Genomic DNA, 19,160 nt, shown 5'->3' with positions numbered 1-19,160 from the left:
CGGCTAAAATTCGGGTTATAATTATTTAGCCCTAATATCGCTGAGAAGGTAGAACATGGCAGAGTGGAATGGCGAGTACATCAGCCCATACGCGGAACATGGTAAGAAAAACGAACAAGTTAAGAAAATTACTGTTTCGATTCCATTAAAGGTTTTAAAAATCTTGACTGATGAACGCACTCGTCGCCAGGTAAATAACCTGCGTCATGCAACAAACAGTGAATTACTGTGTGAAGCATTCCTACATGCTTATACAGGTCAGCCGTTACCAACTGATGACGATATTCGTAAAGATTGTCCAGATGCACTTCCAGCAGAAGCGAAAGCGATCATGGATGAAATGGGTATCACCTACGAAGACATCAACGAATAACAGCTCTTGGCCGTTAGTCCGATACAAAAAAACCAGCCTATTGGCTGGTTTTTTTATGCATGACGAAAGACAAACCTAATTATTTGTCTTCCATGTAGCCAACAGGCATATCAATTTGAGCAACGCCCGAATCGATAGCAGCTTGCGCTACAGCTTTAGCAACACGTGGCAGTAAACGTGGATCCATTGGCTTTGGAATAATATAGTTAATACCGAACTCAAGCTCATCTACGCCCGCCGCTTTCATGACTTCTGCTGGTACTGGCTCTTTCGTTAATTCACGAATCGCCTTTACCGCTGCTAGCTTCATTTCATCATTAATTTCGCTCGCTCGTACATCTAATGCACCACGGAAAATAAACGGGAAACAAATAACGTTGTTTACCTGATTAGGGTAATCAGAACGACCAGTACCCATAATCAGATCATCACGAACAGCATGTGCTAGCTCTGGTTTAATTTCAGGATCAGGATTTGAACATGCAAACACAACGGGCTTATCAGCCATTAGCTTAAGCGCTTCTGGTGCCAGTAAGTTAGGACCCGATACACCGACAAAAATATCCGCACCGTCAATAACATCTTCAAGCGTACGCTTATCAGTGTTGTTAGCAAATAGCTGCTTATATTCGTTGATGTCATCACGACGAGTGTGAATAACACCTTTACGGTCAAGCATATAGATTTTCTCGCGCTGAGCGCCAGATTTAATCAACAGTTCCATACACGCGACAGCAGCCGCACCAGCACCTAAACATACAATGACAGATTCGCTAATTTCTTTGCCTTGAATTTCAAGTGCATTCAACATACCTGCAGCCGTTACGATCGCTGTACCGTGCTGATCATCGTGGAATACAGGAATAGAACAACGCTCAATCAGACGTTTTTCAATTTCAAAACAGTCTGGTGCTTTAATGTCTTCAAGGTTAATACCACCAAAGGTATCTGCAATGTTTGCCACTGTATCAACAAACTCATCAATGGTGCGGTGCTTCACTTCGATGTCGATAGAATCCAAGCCAGCAAAGCGCTTAAACAATAAAGATTTACCTTCCATTACAGGCTTCGATGCCAATGGACCAAGATTACCTAAACCTAAGATAGCTGTACCGTTGGTAATAACCGCAACCATGTTACCTTTGCCAGTATATTTATAAACATTTTCAGCATTTTGCGCGATTTCTCGAACGGGTTCAGCAACACCAGGGCTATATGCCAAAGCAAGATCTTGAACAGTATCTGCTGGCTTTGTTAGCGCAATGGCCGTTTTTCCTGGTACAGGGTAAGCATGGTAATTAAGAGCTTGTTGGCGAAAATCTTCCGACATAATGTTCTGGTCCTAGGTAACAGGCGGTCTCGATCCTGAATGATAATGATGTTCAGTTCGGTATTGGGAGATGGATCATATTATATAGCGCTACAAAATCCTAGCGCAGCGCAACGGGTCAAGCCAATTGAATCCTTATATATGATAACTCAACCAGATAACTGGGTGTAAAACGTGCCACAAAAATAAAATCGGCTAATAAAGAGGTGTGAGCCATCACGCACAGTAATACCTGCATCGTTTTAGCTTAATAAAGAAATATGAGGAATACCACTTACTATTTGAATCCAAGCCAAATAACAGGCAAAAAAAAGGGATGCATAAGCATCCCCTTTCATCGGAATTCAATGGGCAATTACTTGCTACCAAGAGCACCGAAACGTTTGTTGAACTTATCAACACGACCACCAGAGCTAGCTTGACGCTGCTTACCAGTGTAAAATGGGTGACATTTGTCACACACATCAAGGTTTACATCTTTAGTCATAGTAGACTGAAAAATGAATGTGTTGCCGCAAGAACAACGAGCGTTCACTGCACTGTAATCTGGGTGGATACCTTGTTTCATGGGAAAACCTCAAGTATAAGGCCGCGTCGCTCTCCCGATCCAAAGCCGGGCACCACACGTCGTTAAAATAGTATGCCGCATAAACGACAAATTAGGGCGCGTATGATAATCAATCATTCCACGGAGATCAACAGACACGCTACTATTTTCATCGTTTATCGACTAAGTATAACTAAGTGCTCTATCAATGGCGGATAGATTACTAATCAATTTGGGATAAACTGTCGTGCGTTGTACACTTCAAACTCAATCAGTAAACCATCTGTGACGCTTTAACAGCATAATGCTTTAAAATAGTCACAGCTTCATCTTCGGTTAGTTATGACACCCAATATTGCCAGAGTGGCACTTCCTGTTCCATTGGACAAAACATTTGATTACCTTATAAAAGCAGGCTCTTTTCCTGTGGTAGGAGGTCGAGTAAAGGTGCCATTTGGACGCCAACAACTGGTCGGTATTGTTATTGAAATCACCGATAAATCTGATTTCCCAATCGCACAGCTTAAACCCATTTATACCGTCATTGATCAAGCGCCATTATGGACTTCACCATTATTTAGCTTGTTATCTTGGGCAAGTAATTATTACCAATACCCATTAGGCGATACGTTAGCCAACTCAATGCCGGGGTTACTACGTAAAGGGCGAGCAGCATCAACGGGCACACTCAAATACTGGGCAATAACAGAAGCTGGTCGCGAGCAGCCAATCACCGCACTTAAACGCGCGCCTCGCCAAGTACAAGTGTTGAATATATTAAGAAATGGCAATCGTCGCCATGAAGCTCTGCTCGCTGAAGAAGTCAGCTCTGCCACGTTAAAAACACTGGTAGATAAAGGCTGGATAACCGAATTACAAGAAAAACCCCGCCTTGTCGATTGGCACAAGCATTTTGCGGTCACTGAAGAAAAACCCCGCTTGAATGAAGAACAAGCCTTAACCATTGCGACAATTAATGCCAACCCTGAATTTGGCTGTTACTTATTAGAAGGGGTAACGGGTTCAGGTAAAACCGAAGTGTACCTGAATGCTTTAGAGCCAATATTAGCGGCAGGTAAACAAGCATTAATACTCGTGCCTGAAATCGGTTTAACCCCACAAACCATTAACCGTTTTCGTCGTCGCTTCAATGTGCCACTTGAAACCGTACATTCTGGTCTAAATGATACAGAACGCCTATCGTCATGGTTAGCTGGTCGAGATAATCAAGCAGGGATCATTATCGGTACGCGCTCTGCTTTGTTTACGCCTTTCCATAATCTGGGCATCATCATTGTCGATGAAGAGCATGATGCGTCGTATAAGCAACAAGATAGCTTACGTTACCATGCCCGTGATCTCGCCGTTATGCGAGCGAACAAAGAAAACATTCCGATTGTTTTAGGATCAGCAACCCCTGCGCTAGAAAGTTTACACAATGCTAAAACAGGTAAATATCATCACCTTCATCTTACTCGCCGAGCTGGTAACGCCCAGTCTGCTCGTCATGGGGTACTCGATGTAAAAGGTTTATACCTTGATGCAGGATTATCTGCCCCATTAATTGCCCAAATGCGTAAACATTTAACGGCTGGCAACCAAGTCATTCTGTTCTTAAATCGTCGAGGGTTTTCCCCTGCCATGATTTGCCATGAATGTGGCTGGTTAGCAGAATGTGACCGTTGTGATGCGTATTACACACTGCACCAGCAATCTGGAGAACTGCGTTGTCACCATTGCGGTACTCAACGACCTATCATGCACCAATGTAATAGTTGTGGCTCGACTCAACTCAATGCGGTCGGGGTGGGAACAGAGCAATTAGAGCAGCAATTAGCGACGTTATTTCCTGAATACAAAACAGTACGTATTGATCGCGATAGCACTCGTCGAAAAGGGTCGCTAGAAGATTACCTAGAAGCCATAAAGAACAATGAGTATCAAATTTTAATTGGTACTCAAATGTTGGCAAAAGGTCACCATTTTCCAAATGTTACCTTGGTATCACTCATTGATGTCGACAGTGCGTTATTCAGTAATGATTTTAGAGCATCAGAACGTCTTGCTCAGTTGTTTATTCAAGTGGCTGGTCGCGCAGGCCGTGCCAGTAAACCAGGGGAAGTACTGCTGCAAACTCATCACCCAGAACATGCTTTATTACAAGCATTGTTACACAAAGGTTATGATAACTTCGCCGATAACGCACTAATAGAACGAAAAGAAGCCTTATTACCACCTTACACACATTTGGCATTATTTCGTTCAGAAGCCAACAATAGCGACCATGTTTGCCAACTTTTACAACAAATACGGGGCATATTTGAATCTAGCCCACTGTTTAACCAAGACATCTTTATTATGGGCCCCAACCCTGCCCCTCTTGCACGCCGTGCAGGGCGCTATCGCTGGCAACTGCTTCTTCAGGCTCCGGATCGTAAAACCTTACAACGCATGCTAGCGATAGCTAAACCCGCGATTCAACTACTGCCCTTAGCGAAAAAAGTACGGTGGTCGATCGATGTTGAACCGCAAGATTTAACTTAAAATGAACAATGCGATGTAAGTCACGTATTGAATGTAATTTATGCTTATAAAGCCATGTTTAATCAACAACAGAGCGCATACAATAAGATGCTTGCTGGTCACGGTATCTGCTCATTTTGGCTAAGATCCTCCAGCATATTAAGAGAGAAATAATAGAGAGGAACTGCAAATATGGCGACAATGAAGGACGTTGCCCAGCTAGCTGGTGTGTCTACGGCCACGGTTTCCCGTGCGTTAATGAATCCAGAAAAGGTCTCGGCATCGACCCGTAAAAAAGTCGAACAAGCCGTTATGGAAGCTGGTTATTCCCCCAATTCACTGGCGAGAAACCTGCGCCGCAATGAATCAAAAACCATCGTTACTATCGTACCCGACATCTGTGATCCCTACTTCACAGAGATTATCCGTGGTATCGAAGAAGCGGCAATGGAACACGGTTACTTAGTCTTGCTCGGTGATAGCGGACAACAGAAAACCCGTGAAAATTCATTTGTTAATTTAGTCTTCACCAAGCAAGCTGACGGTATGCTGCTGCTGGGCACTGATTTACCGTTTGATGTCAGCAAACCCGAACAAAAAAACCTACCTCCACTAGTAATGGCATGTGAATATGCGCCAGAACTTGAGCTGCCAACTGTTCATATCGATAACTTAACTGCCGCCTATGAAGCCGTAAACTATTTAACTCAGATGGGCCATAAGCGTATTGCGCAAATTTCTGGTCCTGATCAAGCAGCACTGTGTCAATTCCGCTCACAAGGTTATCAGCAAGCACTTCGTCGTGGTGGTATAGAGTTGAACCCTGCTTACACCGTTAAAGGTGATTTCTCGTTTGCGGCAGGTGCACGGGCTGTTACAGCCCTACTTTCATTGCCTGAGCCACCAACAGCACTATTCTGTCACAGTGATGTGATGGCCATTGGTGCAATGCAACAAGCCAAACGTCTTGGTTTACGCGTACCGCAAGATCTGTCCATTGTGGGCTTTGATGATATTCAATTTGCAGAATATTGCGATCCACCGTTAACCACCGTTTCTCAGCCGCGTTATGAAATTGGTCGCCAAGCAATGTTGATGCTACTTGAACTATTGAAGGGCAAAGATGTTCGTGCTGGCTCGCGTTTACTTGATGCAAAATTAGTCATTCGCGAAAGTGCCGCGCCACCATCAATGTAATCACACGCAGAAATAAGTGAGCTTATTAGTTTTTTGGACATAAGCTCACACTTTCCCATCGTAAAAAAGCGATTATTCCTCAAGTGATTGATTCAAACACTAGTCAGGTACCGCGCAAGTTTGTACCATAGTCTAATTGTGATTCTTGTAATGTTTTATCATTGTGGCCACTAAAGATTATGTGAAACGCGGACGCTCGCCAAAAAAGCCAGCCCGCCAAAACCGAAAAGCCCCAGCTTCCGCTGGATTCCCTGTAAAATGGGGACTTATTGCACTAACATTAGTCGGTGCGCTCGGCTATGGGTTGTATTTCTTATCCAGCTCTCCTGCACCTGCTACTCAGCCAGTACCAAAAGCTGAAGCAGTGAAACCTCAGCCAATATCGAAACCAGAAAAAACCACGACGAAAAAAACAACTCAACCCGTGGTTAAAACCCCAAGTAAAGCCAAAGAAACCAGCACATTGCCGCCAAAGCCTGAAGAAAAGTGGCGTTACATTGAAGAATTAAAAAACAAAGAAATTCAAATTGAAGCAAAAAAAGCCGATAACAAGCCGACCAAGCCTTACTTGATGCAATGTGGGGCATACCGTAGCCAAGATCAGGCTGAACAGCGTAAAGCGATGATTGCTTTTCAGGGGTTAGATAGCCAAGTTAAAGCATCGGCCGGTGAAAAAGGCACATGGTACCGAGTCATCATTGGGCCTTATCCCAAAAAGCGCCCAGCTGAAAACGACCGAAATATGCTAAAACGGGCAGGTATCGCACCTTGCGCGATTTGGTTCTGGGAATAACAATTCCAGTTACTACCTCTAAATAGATTTGAAAAAGGATGCCGAGGCATCCTTTTTTGTTACCTCGGCATACCTTGAAAAACAAATACACCACCCCCAGATATACTAATAACATCGTTCTCGGCATTAAGCCGATGAGAATCAAAGGGGTTCAACCGTGACAACAATCGTATCTGTACGTCGAAACGGTAAAGTCGTAATTGCTGGTGACGGTCAAGTCTCTCTTGGCAACACAGTAATGAAAGGCAACGCTCGTAAAGTACGTCGTTTATACAACAACAAAGTACTTGCAGGCTTTGCAGGCGGCACCGCTGATGCCTTCACTCTATTCGAACGTTTTGAGCGTAAGCTTGAAATGCATCAAGGTCACTTGCTGAAATCAGCAGTCGAACTTGCTAAAGACTGGCGCACCGATCGTGCGCTACGTAAATTGGAAGCTATTTTAGCTGTTGCAGATGAAACAGGTTCACTAATCATTACCGGTAATGGTGATGTAGTTCAGCCTGAAAATGATTTAATTGCGATTGGTTCTGGCGGTAATTTTGCTCAAGCAGCAGCAACCGCATTATTAGAAAATACCGATTTGGGTGCGCGTGAAATTGCTGAAAAATCACTGAATATCGCTGGCGATATCTGTGTATTCACCAATCACAACCATACCATTGAAGAGCTAGAAACTAAGTAAGGAAGTTGCAATGTCTGAGATGACTCCACGCGAAATCGTCCATGAGCTTGATCGTCATATTATCGGTCAAGATAAAGCTAAACGTGCTGTAGCGATTGCGTTACGTAACCGCTGGCGTCGCATGCAACTTCCAGAAGAGCTGCGTGTTGAAGTTACACCTAAAAACATTCTGATGATTGGTCCAACGGGTGTCGGTAAAACCGAAATTGCTCGTCGTTTAGCAAAATTAGCGAATGCACCCTTTATCAAGGTTGAAGCCACGAAATTCACCGAAGTAGGCTACGTCGGTAAAGAAGTTGAAACGATCATTCGCGACTTAACTGATGTTGCAGTAAAGATGACGCATCAACAAGCGATGAGCAAAGTACAATTTCGCGCAGAAGAATTAGCTGAAGACCGCATTCTTGATGTGCTTCTACCACCCGCTCGTGATCAGTGGGGGCAGAATGAAGAAAACGATACTGACTCTTCAACACGTCAATCATTCCGTAAGAAATTACGTGAAGGCAAGCTTGATGATAAAGACATCGAGATGGATATTGCTGCACCGCAAATGGGTGTAGAAATCATGGCTCCTCCAGGAATGGAAGACATGACAAACCAGCTTCAAGGTATGTTCCAAAACTTGGCTGGTAACACAAGCAAAAAACGTAAAATGAAAATCAAAGATGCCATCAAAGCAGCGACAGAAGAAGAAGCCGCTAAATTGGTTAATCAAGACGAATTAAAAGAACAGGCAATTTTCTCGGTAGAGAACAATGGCATTGTTTTTCTTGATGAAATAGACAAGATTTGTAAACGTGGCGACTCTTCAGGTCCTGATGTTTCACGCGAAGGTGTTCAGCGCGATCTACTGCCATTAGTCGAAGGTAGCACCGTATCAACTAAGCACGGTATGGTAAAAACGGATCATATCTTGTTTGTGGCTTCTGGCGCATTCCAAATGTCGAAGCCATCAGATTTAATCCCTGAACTGCAAGGTCGTCTACCCATTCGAGTTGAACTTGAAGCACTAACGAGCCATGACTTTAAACGTATTCTGACCGAGCCTAACGCTTCTCTAACCGAACAGTACAAGGCATTGATGGCGACAGAGTCTGTCAATATCGACTTCTCTGAAGACGGTATCAATAAAATTGCTGATGCGGCATGGCAAGTTAACGAGCGTACTGAGAATATCGGTGCACGTCGCTTACATACTGTTATGGAGCGTTTAATGGAAGAGCTGTCTTTCGACGCCACTGATAGATCAGATGAATTAGTGATGATTGATGAAGCTTATGTTAATGAGCGTCTCGGTGAACTGGTCGAAGATGAAGATCTAAGTCGCTTCATTCTGTAATAGAAAAATAGCAGCAGGTGAAAGATAACCTACTGTAAAAGCATTAAACGGTGCCATATGGCGCCGTTTTTTTGTTTTTAAACAAACATTGATCGGATAAATTTGCCCCTCGCTATAATTGCGCCATAATACCCTTTCTACGGTTTTTTAAAGCACACTGATTATGAAATCATCTTCACTCGCAATTTGGCTCGATGCAGCAAGACCTAAAACCTTGCCATTGGCCATCGCATCAATTGTATGCGGCAGTGCAGTGGCAGGATGGCAAGGAAGTTTCTCTGCTTCAATTGCAGGGCTCGCTCTGCTAACCGCACTTTTACTCCAAATTTTATCTAACCTCGCCAATGATTATGGCGATGCGGTAAAAGGTACCGATAATGATGACCGTATTGGCCCACAACGTGCAATCCAATCAGGATTAGTCACCAAAGGGGCAATGCAAAAAGCCATGGCATTGAATATTGTACTTACAGTTACCAGTGGTTTAACGCTCATTATTCTCGCCTGTAATAACCTAAAAGACATGTTTGGCTTCATGCTATTAGGTGTAATGGCTATTGCTGCTTCCATCGCTTACACCGTGGGTAATAAGCCCTATGGCTACCGTGGTTTGGGCGATATATCAGTACTTACATTCTTTGGTTGGCTTGGCGTAGCAGGAACCTATTATCTGCAAGCTGGGCAAATTGACTCTATCATCATGTTGCCTGCAACGGCCTGTGGTTTACTTGCTGTTGGGGTGTTAAATATTAACAACCTACGTGACATTGATAATGACCGTGCCTGTGGCAAGCTTACGCTAGCAGTACGCATGGGGCCTGATTGGGGGCGTAAATATCACCTATTTTTACTGACTGGCAGTATTGTTTGCCTTGCGCTCTTTGCAGGGTTAGAACTTCGCTCACCGTTTGGTTGGTTATTTATTTTAAGTGCGCCTTTGTTATTTCAACATGGGAAACAGGTTTTTCAATCAACAGATGGAGCCGCGCTTCGTCCTATGATGGCAACCATGGTGAAGTGCGCACTTCTGACTAATTTGTTATTTGCCGCAGGCGTTATACTGGCTTAAAACGTTTAACCTCAGTTGCATCGGTTAACGAGCTGGTTATAATTTCAACAAGCGAATTACTTTCGAGCATAGGGCTTATCGATAAGCACCTGAAAGTATTGAAATGACAGCACCCGTTTCTTTTACTACGAGAAGAAGTTAGCGTATGGAATATAACACGTCCGAACTATGTGACATTTATCTGGATCAGGTTGATGTGATTGAGCCAATGTTCAATTCTTATGGTGGTCGCAGTTCCTTCGGTGGACAAATTACTACGGTAAAATGTTTCGAAGATAATGCGTTACTTCGAACGGTATTACAGCAGCCCGGTGTCGGTCGCGTATTGCTTGTTGATGGTGGCGGCTCACTACGTCGAGCGCTCATTGATGCTGACATTGCTCTGATGGCAACAGAGAATGAGTGGGAAGGTTTAATCGTCTACGGTAGTGTGCGCAATGTCGATGACTTAGATGAACTCGAGATTGGTATTCAAGCGATAGCGTCAATACCTGTAGGAGCGGATCAGCAAGGTGTAGGCGATGTTGATATTGCCGTAAACTTTGGTGGCGTGACGTTTTTACCAGAAGATCATATTTACGCTGACAACACAGGGGTTATTCTGTCGCCAGAACCACTCGATATCGAATAATCGAACTGGTGTAATAACCCACAGTGCTAATAAAGAAACAGAGCCATCGGCTCTGTTTTTTTTATTCTACGTGATCCATCTTGCCTAACAAAGTGCGAACACGTTCTTGCCACGCTTGATGATCATTTTGTAATTTATCATTATCTTGTGCAAGCGTTTCACGGTTTGAGCGTAACTCATTTGCTTCAGCCGTTAAACTTTCGTTTGTTTCTTTTAATTCTTCAATTTCCATCTGAAGCAACGAAATTGTATCAACAGCCATTTGTACTTTGGCTTCTAGCTTTTCCAGCATTTCTAATGACATATTGTTCACCTGATATAAGCCCGTATCTCTCTTAAACCGTTAAGGGAGTAATACGAGCATGGTTAAATTCGTTTATAAATCTATTCTAACGAGGCAGCCGCTCTCTGGCATCCACTATTCCACCAGTTAGCGGTAAATGGATAAATTTCACACAGTATTGTTGAAAATTTTGCAAATAAAAAGAGCTGAGCTCTTATTTTAAAAGGTTTCGCGCCACTTTAGCCTTTGCGACCAGTACATCTTACAAGACAACTATTTTGCCCGCTACGCAATATAACTCGGTTATGAACGTAATGCCTATTTACGATTACCCAATAAACTTGGATTAATGCCTAATAAGCACACTTAGCCACAGTATTGTTTGACAGCGTCATCGGTAATCTAACTATTAAATCAACACGCTAGAACAGAAGTGACATATTTTCAGGATTTTGAACTCATCGGACCAAAACGAAAGTTGATTGCCATGCAAATCAACTAACCTCTTGGTCTTAAAAGAAAACAACGTTAAATTAATGTAAATGCTTAAAAGTGCGATCTAACTCTATTTTCATGCAGCATTCACATGCTAATTTTCATCTTGATCGTATCTCTCTTGGAGTTATCCAAGAATTCGCCACCTTGGCGCACCCGACCTCTCTTACGGTCGGGTTTTTCCTTTATATCAGCATGTTAACTGAAAATTATCATTTCACAGAATGAAACTGGAGTCATATATCTCTAATGTGTGCGTTCAATCATAAAAAAGCAAACGCTTGCCTTTATGAGCGAAATTATACAAATTATATGCTCGAACGCACATTATCAACTCAAAGATATGTTAATAATATTCGAGTGATGTAAATTGACGCTCGAATAAAAAATATAAAAATACCCCTACGACATATCCATTATCAACAAGAGGACTGAATGATGACTAACTCGAAACAACACACGTTACTTGGCGAGTGTATTGCTGAGTTTATAGGTACCGGATTACTGATTTTTTTTGGTGTGGGCTGTGTAGCTGCACTCGTACTGACTGGCGCTGAATTTGGTCAGTGGGAAATAAGTATCATGTGGGGCTTAGGTGTGGCGATTGCAATTTATTGTACCGCTGGTGTCTCTGGTGCACACATAAACCCTGCAGTAACGATTGCCTTAGCCTTATTCCACGGCTTTGATAAACGCAAAGTTGCCCCTTATATTGTCGCTCAAATGCTCGGTGCATTTTGTTCAGCGGCATTAATTTACGCTTTATACGCCAACCTATTTACTGACTATGAAGCAGCTCAACAAATTGTACGAGGCTCTGAAGCTAGCCTTGCCACTGCAGGTATCTTCTCTACCTACCCTCACCCTGCACTTTCTTTTGGTGGTGCCTTTGCAGTTGAATTTGTTATTACAGCAGTACTAATGTTTGCAATTCTAGCGATTGGCGACGAAAAAAATGGTGCTCCACGTGGTGCTATGGGTCCTCTTTTAATCGGTATTTTAATTGCCGTTATTGGTGGTTCTTTAGGTCCACTAACGGGTTTCGCAATGAATCCAGCACGTGATTTCGGTCCTAAATTCTTCGCTTTCTTAGCTGGATGGGGCGATATGGCTCTGACTGGTGGTAAAGATATTCCTTACATGATTGTGCCACTTTTAGCGCCTATCTGCGGTGCTGCATTTGGCGGATGGCTATACCCTAAAGCTATCGCACTTTACCTACCAGGCAACAAATGTACAATTCCAAACCAGTGCGAAGGTACTGACGAGCAAGATACGGCAAAAGCTTAATTACTTCTCTACCCTATAATTAGAACTAAAGGACATTCATCATGACTACTGAGCAAAAATATATTGTTGCACTTGATCAAGGTACAACCAGTTCTCGTGCCGTCATACTGGATCACGATGCGAATATCATTTGTTCGTCACAACGCGAGTTTACTCAAATTTACCCGAAAGCGGGTTGGGTAGAGCATGATCCACTAGAGATTTACGCGACTCAAAGTTCAACATTAGTAGAAGTATTGGCTAAAGCAGGCATCCGATCTGACGAAATTGCGGGTATTGGTATTACCAACCAACGTGAAACTACCATTGTTTGGAATAAGAACACTGGTAAGCCCGTTTATAATGCGATTGTTTGGCAATGTCGTCGTACCGCTAGCATTTGTGAAGAATTAAAAGCGCAAGGCTTAGAAGAATACATCCGTGAAAACACCGGCCTTGTGGTTGACCCGTACTTCTCTGGTACCAAGGTTAAGTGGATTCTCGACAATGTTGAAGGTGCTCGTGAAGAAGCTGAAGCTGGCAACCTATTATTCGGTACTGTTGATACCTGGCTAATCTGGAAGATGACTCAGGGACGTACATTCGTTACTGATTACACTAACGCATCACGTACCATGCTATTTAATATTAATACACTGCAGTGGGACGAGAAATTACTTAAAGCGCTGGATATTCCACTATCTATGATGGCAGAAGTAAAAGCGTCATCAGAAGTTTACGGTAAAACCAACATTGGTGGTAAAGGCGGCACACGTATCCCTATTTGTGGTATTGCTGGTGATCAGCAGGCTGCACTCTTCGGTCAGATGTGTGTGGAAGCTGGTCAAGCGAAGAACACCTATGGTACAGGCTGTTTCTTACTGATGAACACAGGTAAAGAAAAAGTCACGTCTCAAAATGGCCTTTTAACAACACTTGCTTGTGGTCCTAAAGGTGAAGTTGCTTATGCACTGGAAGGGGCGGTCTTCATGGGTGGTGCATCTATTCAGTGGCTTCGTGATGAAGTGAAATTACTGGGTGATGCAAAAGATTCAGAATACTTTGCAGAGAAAGTGGGCAGTTCAAATGGCGTCTACGTTGTGCCTGCCTTTACTGGCCTTGGTGCCCCATATTGGGACCCGTATGCGCGTGGTGCCATCGTTGGTTTAACCCGTGGTGTTAATTCTAACCACATCATCCGTGCAACACTTGAAAGTGTGGCTTACCAAACCCGTGATGTTCTTGATGCAATGCAAGCAGATTCTGGGATCAAGCTTGCGACATTGCGCGTTGATGGTGGTGCAGTAGCCAATAACTTCTTAATGCAATTCCAATCAGATGTATTGGATACGCAAGTATTCCGTCCTGTCGTAACAGAAGTAACAGCATTGGGTGCTGCTTACCTTGCTGGTTTAGCTATCGGGTTCTGGGACAGCATTGATGAACTTCAAGATAAAGCAAAGCTTGATCGTCAATTCATCCCTTGCGCGAATGATAAGAAGCGTGACCGTCGCTACCGCGGCTGGCAGCGTGCAGTAGAATGCGCGAAAGGTTGGGCTATCGATGAAGAAGACGAAGACGACGAATAATCACGCTGATTAATCTTTAAAAGTCTCGTTAATAAAGGTCTGCAAATTGCAGACCTTTTTATTGCCTAATTTTTAACATCCCCATTTTATTCTTTACATCAATATTCTTTATTCTTGCCTTTTGGGCTAAAAATACGATGATTTTGCTGTTTTTGAATAAACGCAAACGTTTCACTGCGAGCTATGATAAAATCCGCGCCAGTTGAACACCCATACATTAACTCACTGATTTCTATTTCTGGAGTAACCATGAAACGCGATTTAGCAATGGCATTTTCTCGTGTAACTGAAGGCGCAGCACTTGCTGGCTACAAATGGCTTGGCCGTGGTGACAAAATTGCAGCCGATAATGCAGCTGTAGAGGTGATGCGTACCCTTCTTAATCAAACTGAAATTGAAGGTGAAATTGTTATTGGTGAAGGCGAGATCGATGAAGCACCTATGCTTTTCATCGGTGAAAAAGTCGGTCTAGGTGGCGATGCCGTTGATATTGCCGTTGACCCAATCGAAGGAACGCGCATGACAGCAATGGGACAAAACAATGCCCTTGCTGTTCTGGCTGCTGGTGAAAAAGGCTCGTTCCTGAAAGCCCCAGATATGTACATGGAAAAATTGGTTGTTGGCCCGGAAGCGAAAGGTTGCATCAACCTAGATCTACCACTCGCAACAAACCTCGAAAACATTGCAAAAGCACTTGGTAAAACACTGGATAGCCTAGTCGTTACAACATTGGCAAAACCGCGCCATGATGGTGTTATTGCAGAAATGCAAACTATGGGCGTACGTGTCTTTGCATTCCCTGACGGCGATGTAGCGGCATCTATCTTAACCTGTATGCCAGACAGCGAAGTAGACGTAATGTACTGCATCGGTGGCGCACCAGAAGGTGTGGTATCAGCCGCTGCAATTCGTGCTCTTGGCGGTGATATGCACGCTCGTCTTCTACCTCGCCATGAAGTAAAAGAAGATAACGAAAATAACCGTCGCCTAGGTCAAACCGAAATTGACCGCTGTAAAGAAATGGGTATCGAAACTAACGTGTTATTACGCATGGAAGACATGGCGAAAAGCGACAATGTTATTTTTGCCGGTACCGGTATCACGAAAGGTGATCTACTTGAAGGCATTACCCGTAAAGGTAATATCGCGACCACTGAAACACTATTGATTCGTGGTAAGTGCCGTACCATTCGCCGTATTAAGTCAACGCACTACCTTGACCGTAAAGACGAATCAATCAAAAACCATATCGTTTAAATTGAACTCGCTTTAATAGATTCCAATAAAAAGACGTACTTCTGTACGTCTTTTTTTATCCTACTAAACACGCCTACCCCTTTAATATTTCCATACAATATTTCTATCTATCAGCAATTAATGCTGAACTGCTCTATTCTTATTATGTAAAGTCGTTGCTTTATATACTTGGCTAGTTACATAATAGTCATAACTAAGGAAGAAGCAGGCCGTTATGAAAACCATCGATAAAATTCTTTACCACATGAAGCGTAAAGGCCCTGTGACAGCAAAAATATTGTCACAAGAATTTAGCCTCACCACCATGGGGGTACGTCAACACCTGCAAGGGCTTGAAGATGAAGGGTTAGTGGATTTTCATGATGTGAAAGTCAAAGTAGGCAGACCAACGCGACATTGGAGTTTAACGCCTCAAGCACATAGTCGCTTTGCCGATCGTCATGGCGATCTCATTATTCAAATGCTTGATTCTGTCGAAGACATTTTTGGCAGCGTTGGTTTAAATCAAATCATCGAACGACGAGAGAATCAAACCTTTGAACAATACCAATACGCGATGGCAAATAGCTCAACTTTAAAAGAAAAATTGGAAATACTGACTACACTGAGGGAACAAGAAGGCTATATGGCTGAGTTGCAGCAAAATGGTGATGAATTCATATTATTAGAAAATCACTGTCCAATTTGTCATGCTGCAAAACGCTGCCCTTCATTATGTAAGTCTGAGCTTTCTGTATTCAGACGCCTTTTAGGGAACAATTGCTCCATAGAAAGACACGAACACATTATTGCCGGAGAGAGGCGTTGCGCTTATCGAATACATAATTCTGAATAAAGAATTGGGAGAAAATTATGGCTGACTGGATTCCTGCGGAAGTTGTTACTAATCGTCACTGGAACAATGACCTTTTTAGTTTAACTTTACGCGCTAATATTGAACCATTTAAAGCAGGACAATTTACCAAACTCGGTTTAGAAATTGACGGTAAAATGATCCAGCGAGCCTACTCCTTCGTTAATCCTCCCAGTGAAGCCCTTGTTGAAATATATGCCACCCGTGTGGCTGATGGCTTGCTTTCGCCTCGCCTTCACGCCCTACAAGCAGGCGATACGGTATATGTATCTGCTCGTGCAAATGGCTATTTCACTCTAAATGAAGTACCCGAGAGTGAGCATTTGTGGATGCTTGCCACAGGTACGGCAATTGGTCCTTATCTTTCTATCTTATTAAATTCAGATACCAGCGCGAATAGCGTTTGGAAACGCTACCGTAAAGTCGTGCTTATCCATGCCGTGCGCTTTGCGTCTGATCTTAGCTATCAAGCTGAAATAAACACACTAAAAGAAAGGCATCCCGATCAGTTCATCGTGCAACCTTTTGTCAGTCGAGAACCCGCAATGCTCAGTTTGCCGGGGCGCATACCTCAAGCCATTGCTGATGGGATGTTAGAGCGCCATGTCGGCCTACCTCTGAACCCGACTACAAGCCAAATCATGTTGTGTGGCAATCCTGAAATGGTCAAAGATACGAAAGCGGCCCTTGAAGCCAAAGGGTTTGAGAAAAACCTACGCCGTAAACCAGGACAAATTACCATGGAGCATTATTGGTAGTAGTACCTGTCACTTATTGATGATAAATCGTTTTTTATCTCGCCACTGTCTCACCTAATGTCTCAAAAACAAGTCAGTCTAGGGTTTACTAGACTGACTACGCTTATCTAAATCACTTCACTCTTTTTATTACCCTGCTGATTAAAGCGAGGTCATAAAAAGATGGCACAGATAGAGGGCGTTGCAATGCAAACATTACCATCTTTTGACGAATTAAAAGCCATGGCAGAGAACGCACCGCATGAACTTGAAGCCTTGCGACAAAGCATGAGTGAAGAGATTATCGAACAATCTAGCCAATCAATGCAGCCTCGCTTACGTGCGCAAATGAACCACATTAACCACGTTATCGCACGTGGTAAAAACCCGAACCACATCAATATTCTTTTAATGGCAGAGTTACAACAACAACTAAAGCGCTTTGCCCTAGCGTTAAATGACCCACAAGCTTTAACTGAACATACTGCAGAAGTAAAAGCGTTTACACGCCCAGCCCATCAATCTGAGAGTTAGAAACTAACCTTTAGAAAACTATCGACATCCATATCGCGCACATCGACTGTTAAACTATTAATTTCGCAAGCATGTGACTCTAATACACTTAATAGGCTTCGCGATAATTCACGTTTTTTCTCAGGTGTTCGCCCTGACAGTAAACTCAGATTGAGATGAATAAACGTTTTACGATCACCATCTTCGCCAACGAACCAATTATGGCAAGGGTAAGAACGGGATTTAACCGATTCAGGTTCAAACAAACCACTCTCTAATAAAGCTTGATGGAGATCTTCCAGTAAGTCTCTAATATTCACACGCTCTGCTACTGGGTCAGAATACTCCATGACCAAATTAGGCATAACGACTCCTCCATGATATGACCTTTAATTTCAGCTCATAATTTACCCGATCTCATCGCAAGAGGCTAAACTATTGGCTGAAAATTCAACCAAAGATCACTCTCTTTTTAAGTCGTAATCGATTAGGCACATACAAATGCTAATTTCATCAATTCACTAACAATTACGAACCGATCACAAATCGATTTGGATTTATTCAGAAATAATTCCGTTTTAGAGTTCACTTTTCCCCCTGAAAAAGGTACAACGAGCTCATTAATGATTTTAGACAGTAAAAATATCACCTTACACTGTTATATTTTTACTCAATTACTTTAGTTAATTTACATCAATGATTTGGAGAAAAACTATGCGTCATCCTGTAGTTATGGGTAACTGGAAACTAAACGGCAGCAAAGAAATGGTTGTTAATCTACTAAACGGTCTTAACGCTGAACTTGAAGGCGTAACAGGCGTTGACGTAGCAGTTGCTCCACCAGCACTTTTCATCGATCTTGCAGAGCATACGCTTACTGAAGCTGGCAGCGCGATCATCCTAGGTGCTCAAAACTCTGACCTAAACAACAGCGGTGCATTCACTGGCGACATGTCTCCAGCAATGCTTAAAGAGTTCGGCGCATCTCACATCATCATCGGTCACTCTGAGCGTCGTGAATACCACAACGAATCAGACGAGTTTGTTGCTAAGAAATTCGCATTCCTAAAAGAAAACGGCCTAACACCTGTTCTTTGTATCGGTGAATCTGACGCGCAAAACGAAGCTGGCGAAACAATGACAGTTTGTGCTCGTCAACTTGACGCTGTTATCAATACTCAAGGTGTTGAAGCTCTTGAAGGCGCTATCATCGCTTACGAACCAATCTGGGCTATCGGTACTGGTAAAGCAGCTACAGCAGAAGATGCACAACGCATCCACGCTCAAATCCGTGCTCACATTGCTGAGAAATCTGAAGAAGTTGCTAAGAATGTTGTTATTCAATACGGCGGTTCTGTTAAGCCAGAAAACGCAGCAGCATACTTCGCACAACCAGACATCGATGGTGCTCTAGTTGGCGGCGCAGCACTTGACGCGAAAAGCTTTGCCGCTATCGCTAAAGCAGCAGCTGAAGCAAAAGCGTAATTTCTATTTTTAGAATAACGTGAGAAAAGGTCAACTTCGGTTGGCCTTTTTTGTTTCTATGTCGATATTAACGTTCAATTCTCCAGCCATTCCACTCAGTGCTTTCGTTATCCCCGCTAAATAACAGATATAAAAAAACCGACACGATGGTCGGCTTTTATTACAACAACATAGTTACTGTTTAAAACA

At 43.1% G+C, this 19,160-nt stretch carries 19 protein-coding genes; 15 read left to right on the top strand and 4 right to left on the bottom strand.

From position 1 onward, the window contains the following. Positions 1 to 55: 55 nt before the first annotated feature. A complete protein-coding gene (gene metJ / locus C9J12_RS07090) occupies positions 56 to 373 on the top strand; it encodes a met regulon transcriptional regulator MetJ (protein ID WP_006233871.1) in 318 nt (105 codons plus the stop codon). Between the two features lie 79 nt (positions 374 to 452). Here metJ and C9J12_RS07085 read toward each other — a convergent pair whose 3' ends face one another. After that, positions 453 to 1,703 carry a malic enzyme-like NAD(P)-binding protein gene (locus tag C9J12_RS07085; RefSeq protein ID WP_011217073.1) on the bottom strand — a complete coding sequence of 417 codons (1,251 nt, stop codon included), beginning with the start codon at positions 1,701 to 1,703 and terminating at the stop codon, positions 453 to 455. Between the two features lie 355 nt (positions 1,704 to 2,058). Then, positions 2,059 to 2,271, bottom strand: coding sequence for a 50S ribosomal protein L31 (gene rpmE, locus C9J12_RS07080; protein WP_107242075.1), 213 nt, complete (start codon positions 2,269 to 2,271; stop codon positions 2,059 to 2,061). A 321-nt stretch (positions 2,272 to 2,592) separates the two neighbouring features. Here rpmE and priA point away from each other — a divergent pair, with 321 nt between their 5' ends. The 7 genes from priA to rraA all read left to right on the top strand — a co-directional run bounded on the left by priA (position 2,593) and on the right by rraA (position 10,490). Then, on the top strand, positions 2,593 to 4,794 hold the full coding sequence (gene priA / locus C9J12_RS07075) for a primosomal protein N' (RefSeq protein WP_107242074.1): 2,202 nt from the start codon (positions 2,593 to 2,595) through the stop codon (positions 4,792 to 4,794). Between the two features lie 171 nt (positions 4,795 to 4,965). Beyond that, positions 4,966 to 5,970 (top strand): DNA-binding transcriptional regulator CytR, encoded by a 1,005-nt coding sequence (cytR, locus tag C9J12_RS07070; protein ID WP_011217070.1) that lies wholly within the window; start codon positions 4,966 to 4,968, stop codon positions 5,968 to 5,970. Positions 5,971 to 6,133: 163 nt separating this feature from the next. After that, positions 6,134 to 6,763, top strand: coding sequence for an SPOR domain-containing protein (locus tag C9J12_RS07065; protein ID WP_107242073.1), 630 nt, complete (start codon positions 6,134 to 6,136; stop codon positions 6,761 to 6,763). Positions 6,764 to 6,920: 157 nt separating this feature from the next. Beyond that, on the top strand, positions 6,921 to 7,448 hold the full coding sequence (gene hslV / locus C9J12_RS07060) for an ATP-dependent protease subunit HslV (protein ID WP_006233883.1): 528 nt from the start codon (positions 6,921 to 6,923) through the stop codon (positions 7,446 to 7,448). A 10-nt stretch (positions 7,449 to 7,458) separates the two neighbouring features. Beyond that, positions 7,459 to 8,790, top strand: coding sequence for an HslU--HslV peptidase ATPase subunit (hslU, locus tag C9J12_RS07055; RefSeq protein ID WP_107242072.1), 1,332 nt, complete (start codon positions 7,459 to 7,461; stop codon positions 8,788 to 8,790). Positions 8,791 to 8,953: 163 nt separating this feature from the next. Then, a complete protein-coding gene (locus C9J12_RS07050; RefSeq protein ID WP_041393835.1) occupies positions 8,954 to 9,859 on the top strand; it encodes a 1,4-dihydroxy-2-naphthoate polyprenyltransferase in 906 nt (301 codons plus the stop codon). Between the two features lie 145 nt (positions 9,860 to 10,004). Then, entirely contained in the window at positions 10,005 to 10,490 is a 486-nt protein-coding gene (rraA, locus tag C9J12_RS07045) for a ribonuclease E activity regulator RraA (RefSeq protein WP_107242071.1), read from the top strand. 61 nt (positions 10,491 to 10,551) lie between these two features. Here the strand turns inward: rraA and zapB are convergent, their stop codons facing one another. After that, the gene (gene zapB, locus C9J12_RS07040; RefSeq protein ID WP_041393834.1) at positions 10,552 to 10,794 is read right to left on the bottom strand and encodes a cell division protein ZapB; all 243 of its coding nucleotides are present in this window, start codon (positions 10,792 to 10,794) and stop codon (positions 10,552 to 10,554) included. A gap of 912 nt (positions 10,795 to 11,706) precedes the next feature. Between zapB and C9J12_RS07035 the strand changes: the two genes are divergently transcribed. From C9J12_RS07035 to C9J12_RS07010, 6 genes are all read left to right on the top strand, one after another. Beyond that, positions 11,707 to 12,558 carry an MIP/aquaporin family protein gene (locus C9J12_RS07035; protein ID WP_041394618.1) on the top strand — a complete coding sequence of 284 codons (852 nt, stop codon included), beginning with the start codon at positions 11,707 to 11,709 and terminating at the stop codon, positions 12,556 to 12,558. A 41-nt stretch (positions 12,559 to 12,599) separates the two neighbouring features. Beyond that, positions 12,600 to 14,126, top strand: coding sequence for a glycerol kinase GlpK (gene glpK / locus C9J12_RS07030; protein ID WP_107242070.1), 1,527 nt, complete (start codon positions 12,600 to 12,602; stop codon positions 14,124 to 14,126). A 249-nt stretch (positions 14,127 to 14,375) separates the two neighbouring features. Continuing rightward, a complete protein-coding gene (gene glpX / locus C9J12_RS07025; protein ID WP_107242069.1) occupies positions 14,376 to 15,383 on the top strand; it encodes a class II fructose-bisphosphatase in 1,008 nt (335 codons plus the stop codon). Between the two features lie 214 nt (positions 15,384 to 15,597). Next, on the top strand, positions 15,598 to 16,218 hold the full coding sequence (locus tag C9J12_RS07020; RefSeq protein WP_107242068.1) for a helix-turn-helix transcriptional regulator: 621 nt from the start codon (positions 15,598 to 15,600) through the stop codon (positions 16,216 to 16,218). 17 nt (positions 16,219 to 16,235) lie between these two features. Then, positions 16,236 to 16,994: a ferredoxin--NADP reductase gene (locus tag C9J12_RS07015; protein WP_107242067.1), complete on the top strand. Its 759-nt coding sequence runs from the start codon at positions 16,236 to 16,238 to the stop codon at positions 16,992 to 16,994. 186 nt (positions 16,995 to 17,180) lie between these two features. Next, complete coding sequence (locus tag C9J12_RS07010; RefSeq protein ID WP_107242066.1) at positions 17,181 to 17,507, top strand: DUF3135 domain-containing protein; 327 nt, start codon at positions 17,181 to 17,183, stop codon at positions 17,505 to 17,507. Here C9J12_RS07010 and C9J12_RS07005 read toward each other — a convergent pair. Beyond that, the gene (locus tag C9J12_RS07005) at positions 17,504 to 17,851 is read right to left on the bottom strand and encodes a 5-carboxymethyl-2-hydroxymuconate Delta-isomerase (RefSeq protein WP_107242065.1); all 348 of its coding nucleotides are present in this window, start codon (positions 17,849 to 17,851) and stop codon (positions 17,504 to 17,506) included. The two genes, C9J12_RS07010 and C9J12_RS07005, sit on opposite strands and share 4 nt — an antisense overlap. Positions 17,852 to 18,200: 349 nt before the next feature. Here C9J12_RS07005 and tpiA point away from each other — a divergent pair, with 349 nt between their 5' ends. Further along, entirely contained in the window at positions 18,201 to 18,971 is a 771-nt protein-coding gene (gene tpiA / locus C9J12_RS07000) for a triose-phosphate isomerase (RefSeq protein ID WP_107242064.1), read from the top strand. Positions 18,972 to 19,160 lie beyond the last annotated feature (189 nt).

The sequence above is a fragment of the Photobacterium frigidiphilum genome (assembly GCF_003025615.1).
In the GTDB taxonomy this organism is placed as follows: domain Bacteria; phylum Pseudomonadota; class Gammaproteobacteria; order Enterobacterales; family Vibrionaceae; genus Photobacterium; species Photobacterium frigidiphilum.
Note: the sequence above shows the minus strand (reverse complement) of the source record. Positions and strands in the feature narration are given on the sequence as shown.

Excerpts from the sequence above, each read along its gene's own strand:
- metJ (WP_006233871.1), top strand. The coding sequence starts at position 56 with ATGGCAGAGTGGAATGGCGAGTACATCAGCCCATACGCGGAACATGGT.
- C9J12_RS07085 (WP_011217073.1), bottom strand. The coding sequence starts at position 1,703 with ATGTCGGAAGATTTTCGCCAACAAGCTCTTAATTACCATGCTTACCCT.
- rpmE (WP_107242075.1), bottom strand. The coding sequence starts at position 2,271 with ATGAAACAAGGTATCCACCCAGATTACAGTGCAGTGAACGCTCGTTGT.
- priA (WP_107242074.1), top strand. The coding sequence starts at position 2,593 with ATGACACCCAATATTGCCAGAGTGGCACTTCCTGTTCCATTGGACAAA.
- cytR (WP_011217070.1), top strand. The coding sequence starts at position 4,966 with ATGGCGACAATGAAGGACGTTGCCCAGCTAGCTGGTGTGTCTACGGCC.
- hslU (WP_107242072.1), top strand. The coding sequence starts at position 7,459 with ATGTCTGAGATGACTCCACGCGAAATCGTCCATGAGCTTGATCGTCAT.
- C9J12_RS07050 (WP_041393835.1), top strand. The coding sequence starts at position 8,954 with ATGAAATCATCTTCACTCGCAATTTGGCTCGATGCAGCAAGACCTAAA.
- rraA (WP_107242071.1), top strand. The coding sequence starts at position 10,005 with ATGGAATATAACACGTCCGAACTATGTGACATTTATCTGGATCAGGTT.
- zapB (WP_041393834.1), bottom strand. The coding sequence starts at position 10,794 with ATGTCATTAGAAATGCTGGAAAAGCTAGAAGCCAAAGTACAAATGGCT.
- C9J12_RS07035 (WP_041394618.1), top strand. The coding sequence starts at position 11,707 with ATGACTAACTCGAAACAACACACGTTACTTGGCGAGTGTATTGCTGAG.
- glpK (WP_107242070.1), top strand. The coding sequence starts at position 12,600 with ATGACTACTGAGCAAAAATATATTGTTGCACTTGATCAAGGTACAACC.
- glpX (WP_107242069.1), top strand. The coding sequence starts at position 14,376 with ATGAAACGCGATTTAGCAATGGCATTTTCTCGTGTAACTGAAGGCGCA.
- C9J12_RS07020 (WP_107242068.1), top strand. The coding sequence starts at position 15,598 with ATGAAAACCATCGATAAAATTCTTTACCACATGAAGCGTAAAGGCCCT.
- C9J12_RS07015 (WP_107242067.1), top strand. The coding sequence starts at position 16,236 with ATGGCTGACTGGATTCCTGCGGAAGTTGTTACTAATCGTCACTGGAAC.
- C9J12_RS07010 (WP_107242066.1), top strand. The coding sequence starts at position 17,181 with ATGCAAACATTACCATCTTTTGACGAATTAAAAGCCATGGCAGAGAAC.
- C9J12_RS07005 (WP_107242065.1), bottom strand. The coding sequence starts at position 17,851 with ATGCCTAATTTGGTCATGGAGTATTCTGACCCAGTAGCAGAGCGTGTG.
- tpiA (WP_107242064.1), top strand. The coding sequence starts at position 18,201 with ATGCGTCATCCTGTAGTTATGGGTAACTGGAAACTAAACGGCAGCAAA.